Raw genomic sequence first — 17,092 nt, 5'->3', positions numbered from 1 at the left:
GCGAACCTCAGTCGATGAGGGCCGGCAACTCGAAGTCGCCTAGCGTGCGCCGCACCGCCTCGGCCAACTCAGTGCGGGTATTGGCGCCGCCCGCCGTCCATGCGGCCACCGTGAGGAATATCCGTTTGCCGGCCCGGCCCGACGCCAAATAGAGCAGTCCCCCAAGGCTTTCCAGCACGCCAGGGGTGACGCCGGGCTCGACCATGCGGAAGGACAGAAAATCGGCATCGGTGCCGTCCGGTCGGTTCGCCGCCGGGGGCAACTCACCGAGGTTGGAACAGCCGATCGGGCTGCCGACTTTCAGGACCATCCGTTCCAGCCGACGCACCAGGAACTTCGGCACGTACGGAGTCAACGGCAACGGCGCCAGGTTGGCATCCGGTGCACTGCCCAACTCGGTGAGCACCCGCTTGAGTTCGGCCCGAATCTCGGTCAGGTCGGCGGTGGCCGGCGCCGGATCCACGATCGCAGTCACGGTGTTCAGTGCGTTGGCCCGGGTATCCCCGTCGGTACGGTCGCTCACCGGATACGACAGCATGGCCTGGCCCTCTGCATCGACCCGGCCCAGCCGCATCCCCAACCGGGCGGCGTATCCGGCGAACAGCGAATTGCTGGTTCCACCAAGGTCGTTCACCCGCTTGTCCCAGTCGGCCAGATCGACGTAGGCGGTGACCGTGGGCGGGATGATCGGGTCGAGGGAGCCCAGCCTGACCGCCGGTGCGGCCGATTTGGCCGAGGCCGCCAGATCCTCGCTCTGTGCGCGGGCCACCCGGGCCGTCGCGAGAACCGCCCGGCCCGCCTCCGGGAGATCCCGGGCCGCGCGCCGCAAGTCCCGCCACAGGGCCCGCTTGCGGGGGGTCGACCCCGGTTCGGGATAACCCAGGTCACGGCGGATTCCCGCGGCGGCATCGGCGATCGCCAGGGTCAGGCCCAGCGCATCGGCGACGGAGTGCGACACCACCAGGCTGACAGCGTCGCCACCTCCGGTCAGCGGCAGGACGCCCAGGTGCCAGGCCGGTCCCCGTTCCGGATCGATCGGGACGACGATGCGTTCGTCAGCCCACGCGCTGACTTCGCCGCGGGGGCGCTCCGCTGCGGCGACGGCGATGTCGGCGGGACCCTCGGACCGAATCCAGCGATGCCTGCCAAAGTGCAGCGGTGAGCGCTCGATGCGGCGGCCCAGCAGCCCGTGCCCGAGGTTGCGGTGGAATCGCCGCAAACCGGCGATGTCGACCCCGTCCGGGTAGATCCAGGTGAACTGCATGATCGGTGCCCGGCCGAGCGCCCGCAGCCCGAGGAATGACCCCTGGTCCATGTACGTGAGGGTGTTGTCCACCTCGGCATGTTAGATCGTCACCGGTCCGCGTGTACCTGCCGCGCCTTCGGTGGCGCGGTCTGTGAGCCGGACACCCCCCAGTGGGGTTCGAGTAAGGTCCGGTGATGTGTGGATCACCGTGCTCGGCCTTGCCATCGCGGTGAACTTCGAGCCGATGCGGCTCGGTCTGATCACCCTGGCACTGGGCCGGCCGAGGCCGGTGCTGCAACTGCTGGCGTTTCTGTGCGGCAGCTTCCTGATGAGCGTCACGGCGGGATTGATCGTGCTGTTCGTGGTTCGTCCGGGCGTGCTGGGCGCACCCGAGTTCAGCACCGCCAAAATTCAGGTCGTGTTCGGCGTCCTCGCGGTCCTCGCCGCTGCCGTTCTGGCGAGCAAGCTACCGCTCGGCCGATTCGCCCGCACACCCGATGCCGCAATAACGGCCACCGGCGGGCCACCACCGCCGGGCCAATCGCGAACCCTCACGTTCGTGGCTTCCCGGGTCAAAGGCCTGGTCCGGGGCAGCTCCCCATGGTTCTCCGGCGCGATGGGACTGGCAATTGCCTTGCCCTCCATCGATTATCTGGCCCTGCTGATCCTCATCGGCACATCCGGCGCCGCGCCACTGGACCAGCTCGGTCTGCTCATCACGTTCGTCGCCGTCGCCAACACCGTGGTCGCCATTCCCATCGCCAGTTTCCTGGTGGCCCCGGCCGCGACCCAGGCCCGACTCGAAGCGATGCGGGCCTGGGTCCTGGCCCGTACCCGCCGCGATGTCGCACTGATTCTCACGCTCGCCGGCGCTGCACTCGTCACCGTCGGCGTAGCCGGGTTATGAGCAATCGAAACGACTATGATCGAACGACATTCCAATCGAGGGAGCACTCGATGAGTTTCTCGCACCGGCTGCTGCGTACAGCCGGCGTCGCCACGGTAGGCGTCGTCATGTACGGAATCGCGAGCGGTGTCGCCGCGGCCGATCCGATTGATCCGCAATTGCCCGTCAACACCGAAAATCATGAGGCCGCGAACGAGGCTCCGCTGTTGCAGTGCCCGACGTGTACCCCTGAGGTGCAGCAACTCCTGGCACAGGTTGGCCCGATTCCAGAGCCGGGCCCGGTGCCGACCGACTGGCCGGCCCCCGCCCAGGTGAGTGTCCCGGTATCGGTCGGACCGCCGGGACTTCCGCTGCCGGCTGTTCCCGGCGTCGGTTTGCCTGGGCCGCAATTGCCCTCGCCACAGGATCTGCCGCCTCCCCCACCGCCGCCGGGATTGCCCCCGCCACCACCGCCGCCGGGTTTGCCGCCTCCGCCGTGGCCCTTCGGATAGTCGGGCCGGCCGGCTATCTCGTCGGACCGCCGCCGGGCGCCAGGCCGAGCGGGATCAGCATGAATCCCGCTGCCACGAGCGGGAACCGGCGCACGGTGCGCGCCGACGGTGTCTCGTCGATTTCGGAGCGCCGAGCTGCGTACAGGACGTAGACAACCACCACGTCGAACGCGATGACGAGAAGCCAGCGGGTCCAGTCGACGCCGGTGAGAAACAGCGGCAGCGACAGCAGCACCCCGAAGGCCGGCAAAGCATAACGGCCGTTCAGCTCACCGACGAAGCTGCGCAGCGGGACACCGGAAAAATAGCTCACCGCCCGCAGGGTCAGGGCCATCCCGACCAGGCCCAGTACCAACGAACCGACCAGTGCCGGCCATCCGACCGCGGCAACCTCCCGCATCCCGTCGCTGATGGAGTGATCGAACGTCGACAGGTACCACCCGCACACCCAGTCGTGATAGTCCGACATGTGCGGCGTCGCTCCGGTGAGGTAGTCGACCAGCTCCGGGGCCGACTTGATCGATGAGAACGGCGTCTCGATCATCCGATGTGGAACGGTCGCGCACACCCTGTCGCTGACATCGTGATTGGCAAGCGCGGCCACCGCGAGCACCACGATCAGGCCGGGGCCGATCGCCAAGACCGCGCAGAGGCGGTGCACTGCCGCCGACAGCCCCCGGGCCAGCACCATGACGGCCAAGATCGCACCGAGCCCGAATTCAAGCGCAATGCCCTCGTGCACCAGCGCCAGCACCGCGATGACCGCTCCGAACAGCGCACACCACAACACCGCCGACCGGGGCCGCGGGCCGATCGTGAGGGCCAGACACAGCGCGATCAGCGCGACCGCCCCGAACAGGTCCGGACGCGCCGAGTACACCGCGTACGGAACGCCGAACGGCAGTACGGCAAGCAGTATCGCCACCATGATCCGGCGCTCGGAGCGTCGTTTGGCGAGCAGCTTGTACCCGAGAGCGGCCAGACCGAGCAGGTACACCGCGGTGGAAATCCACCGGATGGCGTACGCGTTGACGAAAAAGTCGGCATCGGAAACATTTCCGACAATCTCGCCGGCAAGGCCACGGCGGGTGAAGCCGAACCGGTAGTCGACGACGTAGTACGAGATCAGGTAGTGGTCGATGGGAACCACCGACACTGCGACGTAGACGATCGCCAGCGACCACGCCGTGACCAGCAGCGTGATACCGAGGTAGACGGCAGTTCTCCGGCGGCTCAGGTTCGGGCCGGCGACCCGAGCCGGCAGTGGAGGTGGGACCGCCGGCCGGGACGTCGAGCGGGTCACTGGCCGACAGGCACTTTGGCGTCGACGCGGGTGAAGCTGCCGTCGCGGTACTTCACGACACACGCCGAGCGCCTGGTCTTGCCGCTGGTGGTGATGGGAATCGAGCCCGCCGACACCAACACGACATCAGCCACTGACACCCCGTGTGCCGTTGAAACCGCCGAAGCGACTTCACCTTTCACATTGCGGAGGTACTCGGCGACCGCGTCGGCGTCCTCACCCTTCTTCTTGATCTCGGCGATCACCACCAGCGCTTCCGTCGCGTCGTCGGGTACCGCGACCGCAGCCACCCGGCCGCGGGTGATCACCTGCACCGTTGCCTCGATGTCGTCCGGGTAGTGGTTGCGGCCACGGATGATCAGCAGGTCCTTCATCCGGCCGATGATGAACAGCTCACCCTCGGAGATGAAGCCCAGATCGCCGGTGCGCAGCCACTGTTGGGCCGGCACCTCGGCCGGTGCGTCGACGATACGTCCGCCAAAGGTCTGTTCGGTCTCCTCCGGCTTGTTCCAGTACCCGGCCGAGACGTTCTCGCCGTGCACCCAGATCTCACCGATCATGCCGGCCGGGCACTCCGTGCACTGCTCGGGGTCCACGATGCGTACCAACGGCGAATCCGGTGTGCCGTAACTGATCAACGGCGTGCCACTGCCGCACCGCTCGGCATGCCCGGCCGAGAGCTTTTCCGGTTCGAAGTTCGCGACCAGCGGAGGCTGTCCCGGAGTTCGCGTGGCCACGTACAGCGTCGCCTCGGCCAGACCGTACGACGGCCGGATCACCTGGGCGCGAAGGTTGAAGCGGGCGAAGCGCTCTGCGAAACGCCGCACCGTCACGTCGTGCACACGTTCGGCGCCGCTCATGATGCTCAGCACATTGCCGAAATCGCAGCCGGCCAGATCGTCGTCGCTGGTGCGGGTCGCTGCCAGATCGAAGGCGAAGTTGGGGGCGGCCGTCAGCGCGTGGGGGTAACTGCCCAGCAGCTGCATCCACCGAGCCGGCCGCGCCAGGAAGGACAGCGGACTGATCACGATGGTCCGCCAACCGCCGAGGATCGGAGCGCACACGCCCAGCAGCAGCCCCATGTCGTGATAGAACGGCAGCCACGACACCACGGTGCTGTCAGCGGGCGGCACCCGGTCGTAGTCGGAGTAGAAGCCGCCCATCATCTGTTCGAAGTTCGCGGTGAGATTGCGATTCGACACCATCACACCCGCGGGCGTGCGGGTGGAACCCGACGTGTATTGCAAATAGGCGGTTTCGGGCAGGGTCTCCCGTTTGAGCCGCCCACTGCTGCGCGCGTCGAGATCCAGCCGGTCCACCTCGATCACGGTGGGAACCACCCCGGCGGCACCGGCCTGTGCGTACGGCGCCACCTCGGCGGCCACCGCGGACGTGGTGAGGATGACTGTCGGTGCGGCATCGTTCATCACCGCGTTGACCCGTTCATCGTGTGCCCCCGCCATCGGCGTGGACATCGGCACCGCGATCAGGCCGGCTTCCATCGCCCCCAGGAACGACACGATGTACTCCAGGCTCTGCGGAGCCAGGATGAGGGCCCGATCCCCTACCGCTGCGACCTCACGCAAGGCGACGGCCAGATTTTTCACCCGACGGTACATCTGCGACCAGCTCAGCGTCTCCTCGACACCGTCCCAGTTGTGGTCGTAGTCGATGTAGGTAAACGCAGGTTCGTTCGGCTGCACACTTGCGCGTTCGCGCAGCACAGCGGTCAGAGAAGATGCGATCACTTGCCATACCTTTCGTGCTCGACGGGATGCAGGCGCACTCCTGCCGACCTGGTGAGAGCCAGACCGCGACGGTGTGTCGCGGCGATTGAACCCGGGGCCATCAGACGACCGTCCCGGTGAGGTCGAACTCATCCAATACCTGTGTGGTCAGCTCGCGCAGCCAGGCTTTGGTATTTGCCGCCCCAGGCTGGTAGCCGACGATGGAGATCGAGACCTTCCCGGCCAGCCGTCCCGAGACCAGAACCAGATGACCTCCGGCGCTGACGATTTCGTGCTCGACGACGTTCTGATCGATCCCCCGCATCACCACGTACTCGGCGTCGGTGCCGTCGACCCGGCTGAACGCTGGGTCCAACTCCCCCATATTCGAGCAGGACACCGGTAGGCCGGCTGCGCCGACGAACGCGTCCGACAACCGGGTCAGCGCCCGCCGGGGAACGAACGGGATCAGCGGCAGGAACATCGCCGACTCATCCGGGCCCTCGCGGCGGGTCTGGATGGCCGTCCGGATGGCCGACCGTGCCGAGGACAGATCGGACGTCACCCGGGTGGGATCCACCCCGACGTTGCCGATGGTCATCGCATTGGCGCGGGTGTCGTCCAGGCTCCGCTCGCTCAGGGCCAGCAGGAGGTTGACCGAGCCATCCTCTCCGCCGCGCCGTCCCATGCGGTCACCGAGCCGGGCGGCGAATCCGGCGAGCAGCGAATAGGTATTTCCGCCGAGCGATTTCGCGCGCGCGTCCCACTGCTCCACATCGAGGAACACCGATATCGCCGGCACAGTCACCACCCGCGTGCTGCCGGCCTGTGCGACCGGCTCGGATGCGGTTGCCGGACGGGCAAGTTCATGCCGACGCCGGAGGATCAGCCTGGTGGCCGCACCGACGGTGCGGAACACCTCCGGTAGATCACGGGCGGTCGCCGCAATGTCCGTGCGGGATGCGCGCAGCCGGGCACGCACGGTCCTGGCACGCGGTGGCGGATAACCGAAATTCAGGGATTCCCCCTTGGCCGCGCAGATCACCGAGACGATGCCGGCCACGCCGTCGGCCATACAGTGCGACGCCACCAGGCTGATCGCCGTGGAACCGTCCGTCATCGGGAGCACGGCAAGGCGCCATCCCGGTCCGTGTTCGGGGTCGATCGGCCGGGCGGCCTGCTCGTCGGTCCAGTCGCTGAGATCAGCGCGGGACCTGGGCGTCGATTCGACGTCCATCGCGCACTCGGTTCCGATACCGGAGACCCACCGATGCCGGCCGAACGGCAGCGGCGAACGCTGGATCAGCCGACCGGCGAAGGTGCCGTTCAGATCGTGGTGGAACTGCTGCAGAGCGTCGAAGTCAACGGGGTGTTCGTAGATCCACAGACACTGCATGAGTTGCGCGCGCTTGCCCGCCCGCATCGCGTCGAACATCGCCTGGTCGAGATACACCAGCCGATTGTCTTGTGCCGTCCCGGTATTCGCTTTGGCCATCGGTCAGCACCCGGCCTGTCGGATGTCGGTCAACCCGAACTCTCCCAACACGTGTACGGCGTGTTCGCGCAAGCTGTGCTTGGTGTTGACCGCGCCCGGCTCGTAACCCACCACGGTGATCGAGATGTGATCCCCGATTCGGCCTGACGCCACGGTCAGCAACCCGCGCCGCTGTTCGAGCAGTTTGCGCGGGATGCGCCCGTTGACACCCCGCAGCATCAGGTACGCACAATCGGTGCCGTCCGCCCGGCCCAGAACCGGGTCCAGGTCACCGAGATTGGTGCAGGACACCGGAAGGTCGGAAAAGCCGAACAGCACGTCGGCACCGCGCCGCACGGCGACCTTCGGAACGAACGGGATCAGCGGCAACAACTCCAGTGATTCGTCGGGTTCGTCCCGACGCTTCTTGAAGCCCGCCCTGATGACCGCCCGCGCCTCGGTGAGGTCTTTCGTGACGGGCACCGGATTCACGGCGATGCTGTCCAGGGTCACCGCGTTGGCCCGGGTGTCGTCCTCGGCCCGGTCGGCAATGGGGATCAGCAGGCTCACCGCACCGTCGTCGGCCCGTTGACGGCCCAACCGGGCGCCGAGTCGCGCTGCGAATGCGGCCAGCAGCGAATGTGAATTCCCTTGCAGGGCCTGCGCCCGGGCGTCCCAGTCGGCCAGACCGACGAACACCGAGATCGCCGGTACCAGCACCTCGGCCTCGGGATCGCCGGTGTAAGGCACTGCGGGCGGCGGCGCCGAACGAGCGATGTCGTGCCGGCGTCGATATCCGAGCCGGACCGTTCTCGCCACGGTGCGGGCTACCTCGGGCAGGCTCCGAACCGTTTCGCGGCCATCTGTTTTCAAAGCATTCCACCGGGTGCGCGCCTGCGGCTCCGGATACCCCAGCTCACGCCGGATGCCCTTCATCGCATCGGTGATCGTGAGCACCGCACCCATGCCGTCGGAAAGGCAGTGGGATATCTCCAGACTGATCGCCGTGGAGCCGTCCGTCATCGGAAGCACGCCCAAGCGCCAGCCGGGACCGGTCTCCGGATCGATCGGGAGGCCCGCGCGCTCGTCGGCCCAATCCGTCAGTTCGGTGCGCGGACGCGCGGTAGCCGCGATGTCCAGCGGCGCGGCCGGGCCGGTGGCAGCGACCCAACGATGCCGGCCGAACGGCAGCGGTGAGGTTTCGATCCGCCGGCCGAACAAGCCGAAGCCGAGGTTCTGATGCAGCTTTCGGACCGCATCGAGATCGACGGGATGTTCGTACAGCCACACCAGCTGGGCCAGTGATTCCTCACCGGTCGCCCGCAACGCCAAGAACATCGCCTGGTCGGTATAGCTCAGCCGGTTGTCCCGTACCGCTGAATCCGGCACCGCCGAGCGGACATTCGCGCCCCCTGAACCGTGCAACACTGCCACTGGTCGAACCCCCTCCGCCACAGGTCAACCCACCGTCGAGCTCAGCACCGCCAGCGCGGGTACCGCTCCTCTGGAGGTGGCGCTCACCCGTCCGGTCACCACGTCGAGGTACTCGGCCTGCATCGCCTCGGTGTAGCGCAACGCCGACTCGCGTGCGACCGGGTTGTTCGGATAGGCCACCGTGACGGTGGTTCCCCGGCCCAACCGGTTGACCCACATCCCGATCTGATGCGCATCGCCGGCGTCGCAGAAAACGCGGCCGTTGAGCTGGTTCCACTCGGCGATGATCGCAGGAGACAACGGCGGCAAGCCGGCGTCGAGATACGACAGCATGGGGACGCCGGACGTCGGCTTGTGCACCCCGGCCTCGGTGCCGAGTTCCAGCACGCGCTCGAACGGCACATGGGCCAGGTTGATCCGGGAGTCGAAGCAGGCTTGCGCGGCGCGTGCGATGGCACCGAACGACGAGCCCGCCACCGGCACACTGATCGGCACGAGCCCGGTGAACCAACCGGTGGTCATGTACTCGGCCGGAGTGCTCCGCGTCGTCGTCGGCGTGATGACGTGATACATGTCCGCGCCGGTGATCTTGTGGTCGGCCATGGCGGCGCAGGCGAACACACCCCCGCTGAACCGCGTTCCGGCGGCCGCACAGGCCGCTTCGAAACGGTCGGTCTGATCGTCGTCCAGCAATTGCACCGTCAGCAGGGCCCCGCCGCGGGAGTCGGCCGGCTCACCGAGCGGCAACGGGAACTTCGGCAAGGTACCGGCATTGTCGTTGGCGAAGTCGATCCAGGCCTGAACCTCGGGCGAATCGACGGTGAGCGCCGAGGTGTACTCCTGCTGCCGGACACAGTAGTCGTGATAGCTGCCCGCCTCCGGGAGCTGCAAGGGAGCGCCGCCACCGACCAAAGCCGCGTACATCATGTGGATCTCGACGAACAACGCGCCCATGAACATCGCGTCGGCGTGGACGTGATCGACGCTGAGGTAGAACGTGAAGTGGTCCGACCGCTGGATGATGCCGAACCGAAAGCAGTCCCACTGCAACGGATCCGGCGTGCCGAGCAGGTGCTCGCGCCATTGTTCGGCGGCCATCTCCGCGAGGTTCTTCGGGACGAACTTGATGTCGCGGGCGTTGGCCAGCGTCCGGCGCACGAACCCTCCGGCACCGTCGGGTTCGAACCAACTGTGAAACGTATCGTGACGACGCAGGTAGGCGTTGATCACATGCGTCATGGCACGAACATCGCACTGCCCGGCGATGTTCCACGACGGGATGTTCAGCCGCGCCATCGACCGCCCGTGCGCGGCGTGGTCACGATAGGCGTGCAGATGCTGGGCCTGCTGGTAGCTCACCGGCACCGCACTGACCGGAGCCGCGGCGACCTTGGCAAGCGTGGCCGCCGAGGGTTCCCACGAGATAACCGTGCCCGGGGCGTCGACCCAGTCGTGGATTGCTTCAAAAGCAACCATGTGTCTCCTAGCTCTCTACTGCCGGATCGTTATGAAGGTGTCGCAGCGCCGACTTCGGCGGCCAGCGTTTCGGTCAAGCTGTCGGCCAGCGCCCGGATCGTCGTGATGCCCATCGGACTGATCCGAATCCCCGTCTCGGTTTCGATCCGGGTGCGCAGCTCGAGGTTCCCGAGTGAATCCAGCCCGTACTCCGAGAGCGGACGGTCGGGATCGACTGCCCGCCGCAGGATCAGGCTGATCGCATCCGAGATCAGCCGGCGCAGCCGCGCCGACCATTCCTCGGTGGGCAATGCCCGCAGTTCGGCAAGGAACTGGCTGCCACCCGCGCGTCCCTTGTCGAGGTTGCGGAACGCCTCGGCGAACGGCCGACTCTGGGCGAACGACGCCAGCCAGGGCGCCCCGGCCACCGGTGCGTAACCGGTGTGCGTGCGATCGTGCCGAAGCAGCGCGTCGAAGGCATAGGCACCGTCCTCGGGTCGAATCGCCATGGCCTCGTCCTGCGCCAGGTTCTGGCCCTGCCCGATCTCGGACCAGGCGCCCCACGCGATGGCGGTGGCCGGTAGGCCCTGGGCTTTGCGCCAGTGCGCGAACGCGTCCAGCCAACTGTTGGCCGCCGCGTACGCTCCCTGCCCGGGCGAACCGACCAGGGCCGCAGCCGAGGAGAACGAGCAGAACCAGTCCAGCGGCTGACCTGTCGTCGCCTCGTGCAGGTTCCACGCACCGTAAACCTTTGGCGCCCAGTCCCGCTCGACGAGTTCGTCGGTGATCGAGTTCAGGGTGGCGTCCTCCACCACCGCCGCCGCGTGCAGAACACCACGCACCGGCAGGCCGGTGGCGGTGGCCGCCGTCACCAACCGACGGGCCGTCTCGGCGTCGGCGATGTCTCCGCGCTCCACCTCGATCTCGACACCGAGCGCCCGGATCCGCCGCAGCGCCGACTGCACCGCCGGTCCCGGTGCCGACCTGCCGTTGAGAATGATGCGACCGCAGCCCGATTCGGCCATCTTCTCGGCGAGAAACAGTCCGAGGCCACCTGAACCGCCGGTGACGATGTACGCGCCGTCGCCGCGGAACACCTTGGCTTCAGCCGGGGGCACCACCGCTGGGTCCTGGCCGCTGCGCGGCACATCCAGGACGAGTTTCCCGGTGTGCTCCGCGGCACCCATCACGCGGATCGCCGTGGCGCCGTCGGCCAGCGGGTAGTGGGTGGTCTCCGGCGCGGGCAGAATACCGTCGGCGATGTTCTGGTAGATCGTCGTCAGCAGATCGCGCACCGTGTTCGGATCGGTAAGCGTCAACAACGCCAGATCCACCGCGTAGAAAGACAGGTTGCGCCGGAAGGGGAACAATCCCATCCGGGTGTCGCCATAGATGTCACGCTTGCCGATCTCGACGAAGCGTCCGCCGAACGACAGCAGCTCCAACCCGGCCCGCTGGGCCGCACCGGGCAGCGAGTTCAGCACGATGTCGACACCGTAGCCGTCGGTATCGCGACGGATCTGCTCCGCGAAATCGAGGCTGCGGGAGTCATAGACGTGCGTGATACCCATGCCGCGCAACAGTTCCCGCCGATGCGGGCTGCCAGCGGTGGCGAAGATCTCGGCACCGGCGGCGCGGGCGATCGCAATCGCGGCCTGGCCCACACCGCCGGTGGCAGAGTGGATCAGGACCTTGTCCCGCGAGGAGATCCGGGCCAGGTTGTGCAGGCTGTACCAGGCCGTGGCGTGCGCACTGGGCACTGCGGCGGCCTGACCGGCGGTCAGGGTGGCCGGCTTGGCGACCGCGAGGTTCGCGTCGCAGGTGATGTAGGTGGCCCAGGCACCGTTGGTGGAGATCCCGGCCACCAGATCCCCCACCTGATGCTCGGTCACCCCCGGCCCGACCGCCACGACCTCACCGGCGTAGTCGGCCCCGAGCTGCGGCAGCCGCCCCTCGAAGCTGGGGTACCGGCCCAGCGCCACCAGAACGTCGGCGAAGTTCAGATTCGACGCCCGCACCGCGACCTCGATCTGACCGGGCCCCGGCTCCGCTCGGTCGACGGCGGCCAGCCCCAGCGATTGCAGATCTCCGGGAGTGCGGATCTGCAGTCGCACCCCGTCATGCTGGTGGTCGACCACCGTGGACCGGAAGTCGTCGGCGCCCAACGGGCTGAGGTTGAGGCGTGCCACGTAGAACTCGTCCTCACGCCACGCGGTCTCGTCCTCTTCGGATTCCGACAGCAGCTGGGCGGCCAACGACTGCGCCGCCGTACCGCGGTCGACGTCGATCATCGTCGGGTGCAGGTGCGGATGCTCCACACCGATCACCCGGATCAGGCCGCGCAACCCGGCCTGGGCGAGGTTGACCGGGTCCCCGTCGCACACGGATTGTGCGTTCCGGGTCAGGAGATACAGCCGGGGTGCACCGGCAGCCTCGGGCAGCTGACGAGCGATGTGAACCAGGCGGCGAACCTCGTCGGCGCTCTGCGACAGCGCACCGGATTCCGGCCCGTCTCCCGCGAACACGACCACGGCACCGATGTTGTCGTTCTGCAGGTGGGCTTCCAGGGTCTCCTCGGCTGCGATGTCGTCGACACCGGCCGGCCAGATCATCCGGTTGGCGGTGACGCCGTGCGAATCCAACACCGACACCAGCTCGTTGGACAGTTCACTGCCCGGCTCCGTCGGCTCGATCACCAACACCGACCGGCTGCCGGTCTCACCGGCCTCGGGCCGACCCTGCTGGATCCAATTGACGGTCAGCAGACGGTTGTTGAGGGTGTGGTCACGGTGCGCGGCCCCGGCCTGCGATCCCAGCCGCAACCCCTCGATCGTGACGAGGACGCTGCCGTGCTCGTCGAGGATCTGCAGATCCGCTTCGACCAGGACCTCACCGAGCTTGTTGACCTGCGCCAGGCAGTAGTGCGCCCCTCTGGTCGCGGCGTGCACGCGAATCCGGCGCACCCCCAACGGCAGCAGCAGCGTGCCGGCCGGGTTGTCCCGGATGACGGGATGGACTGCGACCGCCTGGAAGCAGGCATCGAGAAGGGCGGGGTGAACGGTGTAGGCGGACTGCTGGGAGCGAAGCGCCGGCGGCAGTGCGACCTCGGCGAACACCGACGCTCCCGCTCCGGTGGCGGCCGCAGCCAGGCCCGCAAATGCCGGCCCGTACTGAATACCGTGCGCCGCAAACGATTCCCGCAGATCGGCACCGTCGACCCGGTCGGCATGGACGGCCAGCAGGGCGGCGACGTCATGGCCCTGCGGCGGCTGCGCGTCGCCGACCCGCAGCTGTGCGGAGGCACGCCGCACCCGTTCGCCTTCGTGGGTGGTTTCTACCCCGAACTCGGCAACCCCCTCGGTGAGAACCGATGCGACGGTTGACACCTCGGTGTGCTCGTCGAGCAACAGCAGGTCGTGGAATGCGAGGTCGCCCACTTCGGCGTCGTCCCCGAAAACGCTTGCGGCCACGGTCAATGCCATCTCACAGTAGGCAGCGCCGGGCAGGGCCGCCACGTCGTGCACCCGGTGATCATCGAGCCAGGGCTGCGCCTCGGTGCCGATGTCGGCCTGCCAGACGTGACGTTCCTGATCTTCGGGAAGTCGCACGTGCGCCCCGAGCAACGGATGCACCGCGACGGTGTGGCCGCCGCGACCGCGTTGATCCTGGCCGTCACGCGCGAGAAGCAAGGTGCGGTGCGTCCACGCCGGCAGGGGCGCCTCAACCAGCCGACCGTCCGGGTAGAGCACCGAGAAGTCCACGGTCGCACCGGCGTTGTGCAGGTCACCGACAAATCCGCGCAGACCTGTCGGCATCGGCTGTTCGCGGCGCATGCCGGCCAGCACGGCCATGGACATGTCCAGGCTGCGGGCGGTCTGCTCGACCGCGTGCGTCAGCAGCGGGTGCGGTGCCAATTCACCGAACACGCGGTAGCCGTCTTCCAATGCGGCCTGCACCGCGGCGGCGAACCGCACGGTGTAGCGCAGATTGTCGGCCCAGTAATCGGCGTCCCACATGGGTTCTTCGCGCGGGTCGTACTGGGTGGCCGAGTAGTACGGAACCGTGGGCTCCGTCGGGCTCAGATCGGCCAACTCATCGGCCAGATCGTCGAGGATCGGGTCGACCTCAGGAGAATGCGAGGCGACCTCCACCGCCACCTCGCGGGCCAGCAGGCCTCGTTTTTCCCACGTGGCCACCAGGTTTCGGATCGATTCCTTGGCTCCGCCGACCACCGTCGACTCCGGGGAGGCCACCACCGACAGCACGACATCGCCGATTCCCTGCGCCGCGAGTTCGGAGAGGACCTGCGCCGCAGGGAGTTCCACCGACGCCATGGCGCCGGACCCGGCGATGCCCGCCATCAACCGGGAACGCCGGCAGATCACCTTGACGCCGTCCTCGATCGTCAACGCGCCGGCAACGACGGCAGCGGCGACCTCACCCATCGAATGGCCGATCACCGCCCCCGGGGTCACCCCGTAGGACTTCATCGTGGCCGCGAGTGCAACCTGCACCGCGAAAACCGTCGGCTGCACCCGGTCCATCCCGGTCACCACTTCGGCATCCGACATGGCCGCGGTCACCGAGAATCCGGACTCACCCAGGATCAGCGGCTCCAACTCGGCCACGGTGGCCGCGAACACCGGTTCGGCCGCCAGCAGCGGGGCCCCCATCCCGGCCCATTGCGACCCGTGTCCGGAGAACACCCACACGGGACCTCGGCCGTCTCCCACCGCGGGCTCGAACGGCGTTTCCCCGTCGGCCACCTCGCGGAGCGCCTTGACGAGCTCTTCGGGGGTGCCGGCGAGCACCGAGGCCCGGACATCGCGGTGACCGCGGCGCCGCGCCAAGGTGTAACCCAGATCGCCGAGTCCAGCGTCGCGGAGGTCCGAATCGACCGCCCAGTCGGCCAGGCGTCCCGCCGTCTGCCGCAGCGCCTCCACCGACGTCGACGAGATGGGAAACAGCTTCGGTCCATCGGCGAGCGGAGACCCACTGGCGTCGCCGTCGACCACGGTGGGCCCCGACGGCTGCGCCGGCGCCTGCTCGACGATCGCGTGCACGTTGGTTCCGGACAACCCGTACGAGGACACTGCCGCCCGCCGAGGCTGCCCGGACACCTCGGGCCAGGGCACATTGGCCTGCGGCACGAACAGATTGGTGTCGATCTCGGCCATCTGGTCGGGCAGCCGCTCGAAGTGCAGACTCTGCGGGACGACGGCTTCCTGCAGGGCAAGCACCGCCTTGATCAGGCTGACCGCTCCGGAAGCGGACTGGCTGTGGCCGAAGTTGGTTTTCGCCGAGCCGAGCGCGCAGGGCCCGTCGGCGCCGTACACCCGGGCCAGACCGGCGTATTCGATCGGGTCGCCCACCGGTGTGCCGGTTCCGTGCGCCTCGATCATGCCGATGGTGGCGGGGTCGACGGCCGCGGCGGCCAGCGCCGCTCGGTAGACGGCGACCTGCGCGTCCCGCGACGGGGTGGCGATGTTGACCGTGTGCCCGTCCTGGTTGGCCGCGGTACCGCGGATCACCGCGAGCACCCGGTCCCCGTCACGCAGCGCATCGGGCAGTCGCTTCAGTAGCACCATGGCGCAGGCTTCACCCGAGACGAAGCCGTCTGCCGCCGCATCGAATGCGTGGCAGCGACCGGTCGGCGAGAGCATGCCCTGCGCGGAGCCGGAGGCCATCTTGCGCGGCTCCAGCACGATGTTGACCCCGCCGGCCAGCGCGAGATCGCTCTCACCGTCGGCGAGACTGCGGCAGGCGTTGTGGACCGCGAGCAATCCCGACGAGCAGGCGGAATCCACGGTGTAAGCCGGTCCGTTGACCCCGAGTGCGTACGCGATGCGACCCGAGGCGAGGCTGAAGTTGCTTCCGGTGAAGCCGTAGGGGCCGTCGAGCACCTGGGCGTCGGCAGCCACCAGCTGATAGTCGGCGTAGGTCATGCCCACGAAAACTCCGGTCAGCGATCCGGCGAGGGTGGTCGGATCGATTCCGCCATGCTCAAGGGCTTCCCACGACGTCTCCAGCAGGAGGCGCTGCTGGGGATCGATCGCGATGGCCTCGCGTTCACCGATACCGAAGAAATCCGCGTCGAACCCGCCGACGTCGTCGAGGAAGCCGCCCCATTTCGACACCGACCGGCCGGCCACCCCGGGTTCGGGATCGTAGAACTCCTCGGCGTCCCATCGATCCAACGGGACCTCGGTGACCAGGTCGTCACCGCGCAGGAGTGCGTCCCACAACTTGGCCGGTGAGTCGATGCCCCCGGGCAGTCGGCACGCCATGCCGACCACGGCAATCGGAGTCACTGGAATCTCGGCCAAGTTGGCTCAACCTCTCTCTATCTGATCGACGAGCAAAGTTCGATCAACGTACTAAGACTGCGCAAAAGAATGTGTGCTACGTCGCCAACGACGGACGATACCGAATCTCGCTTCCGGTTCGAGTCGTTGCCAACGCGGGTCCGTAGCGTAACGCCTAGTCGAACTCAGATGTTGGAAACAGGTGTTCGCAAAAATCACCACGCGTTCGCTGAATCAAACGCACCGCGCAAAGTGGCAGACTCTGCCGTTCTCGACAGCGAGGGGACAGCGCCGATGATCGGCTGTGGTCATTTCAACGAACTATCTTGTGTACCAAGCCATTTCACCGAAAAGCTACGGCCTCGGCAAGCGTCAACATAATTAACTCGCTAACCAATAAGCTAATCAAAGGAATACCTCCGCCACCATTTCTCATGTTGTCCACAGTTTGAAAATGGTGTTCAACATTCGCGTCGCGGTTTATTCGAAACGGTGCCTATAAAAGTTAGCTGGCTGTCGCCACGCAAACTGTGGATTCCACACCTGAACCTAATTCACGTTCCAGCTGGAGGGCGCCTAGAATGGTACGAAAGTGTACCTGGAGGCCACCATCAGCTAATGGTGTTGATTGACAGTGCAAGATCATGACCAGCACGATCGTCAATATTGATCGATGACTCGCAATCGCTGCCCCGCGCCGCGCAAGGCCCTCGCCGGCGCCGGCCCCGAAGTGAGACCTATCCCACCTGC

The 17,092-nt window shown here is 67.2% G+C and carries 9 protein-coding genes; 2 read left to right on the top strand and 7 right to left on the bottom strand.

Annotated elements, in window-relative coordinates; genetic code table 11:
* Positions 1 to 7 precede the first annotated feature (7 nt).
* Positions 8 to 1,336: a hypothetical protein gene (locus FR943_RS14040; RefSeq protein ID WP_308170548.1), complete on the bottom strand. Its 1,329-nt coding sequence runs from the start codon at positions 1,334 to 1,336 to the stop codon at positions 8 to 10.
* 106 nt (positions 1,337 to 1,442) lie between these two features.
* Between FR943_RS14040 and FR943_RS14035 the strand changes: the two genes are divergently transcribed.
* Both FR943_RS14035 and FR943_RS14030 read left to right on the top strand, forming a co-directional pair.
* Complete coding sequence (locus FR943_RS14035) at positions 1,443 to 2,153, top strand: GAP family protein (RefSeq protein ID WP_217158040.1); 711 nt, start codon at positions 1,443 to 1,445, stop codon at positions 2,151 to 2,153.
* A gap of 50 nt (positions 2,154 to 2,203) precedes the next feature.
* Positions 2,204 to 2,644, top strand: a complete 441-nt coding sequence (locus FR943_RS14030; RefSeq protein ID WP_217158039.1) for a hypothetical protein — start codon at positions 2,204 to 2,206, stop codon at positions 2,642 to 2,644.
* Positions 2,645 to 2,657: 13 nt separating this feature from the next.
* Here FR943_RS14030 and FR943_RS14025 read toward each other — a convergent pair whose 3' ends face one another.
* The 6 genes from FR943_RS14025 to pks2 form a co-directional block, all read right to left on the bottom strand.
* The gene (locus FR943_RS14025; protein WP_217158037.1) at positions 2,658 to 3,947 is read right to left on the bottom strand and encodes an Rv1490 family membrane protein; all 1,290 of its coding nucleotides are present in this window, start codon (positions 3,945 to 3,947) and stop codon (positions 2,658 to 2,660) included.
* Entirely contained in the window at positions 3,944 to 5,695 is a 1,752-nt protein-coding gene (locus FR943_RS14020) for an AMP-binding protein (protein ID WP_217158034.1), read from the bottom strand. Before FR943_RS14020 ends, FR943_RS14025 begins: the two co-directional genes overlap by 4 nt.
* Before the next feature lie 100 nt (positions 5,696 to 5,795).
* Positions 5,796 to 7,169 carry a wax ester/triacylglycerol synthase domain-containing protein gene (locus FR943_RS14015; protein ID WP_217158032.1) on the bottom strand — a complete coding sequence of 458 codons (1,374 nt, stop codon included), beginning with the start codon at positions 7,167 to 7,169 and terminating at the stop codon, positions 5,796 to 5,798.
* Between the two features lie 3 nt (positions 7,170 to 7,172).
* Positions 7,173 to 8,582 (bottom strand): hypothetical protein, encoded by a 1,410-nt coding sequence (locus FR943_RS14010; RefSeq protein WP_308170547.1) that lies wholly within the window; start codon positions 8,580 to 8,582, stop codon positions 7,173 to 7,175.
* Between the two features lie 24 nt (positions 8,583 to 8,606).
* Positions 8,607 to 10,058, bottom strand: coding sequence for a condensation domain-containing protein (locus FR943_RS14005; RefSeq protein WP_217158031.1), 1,452 nt, complete (start codon positions 10,056 to 10,058; stop codon positions 8,607 to 8,609).
* A gap of 29 nt (positions 10,059 to 10,087) precedes the next feature.
* Entirely contained in the window at positions 10,088 to 16,363 is a 6,276-nt protein-coding gene (gene pks2, locus FR943_RS14000; protein ID WP_275957451.1) for a sulfolipid-1 biosynthesis phthioceranic/hydroxyphthioceranic acid synthase, read from the bottom strand.
* Positions 16,364 to 17,092: the final 729 nt, after the last annotated feature.

The organism is [Mycobacterium] fortunisiensis (genome assembly GCF_019050325.1).
GTDB lineage: Bacteria > Actinomycetota > Actinomycetes > Mycobacteriales > Mycobacteriaceae > Mycobacterium > Mycobacterium fortunisiensis.
This window is presented reverse-complemented; position numbering and strand designations above follow the sequence as displayed.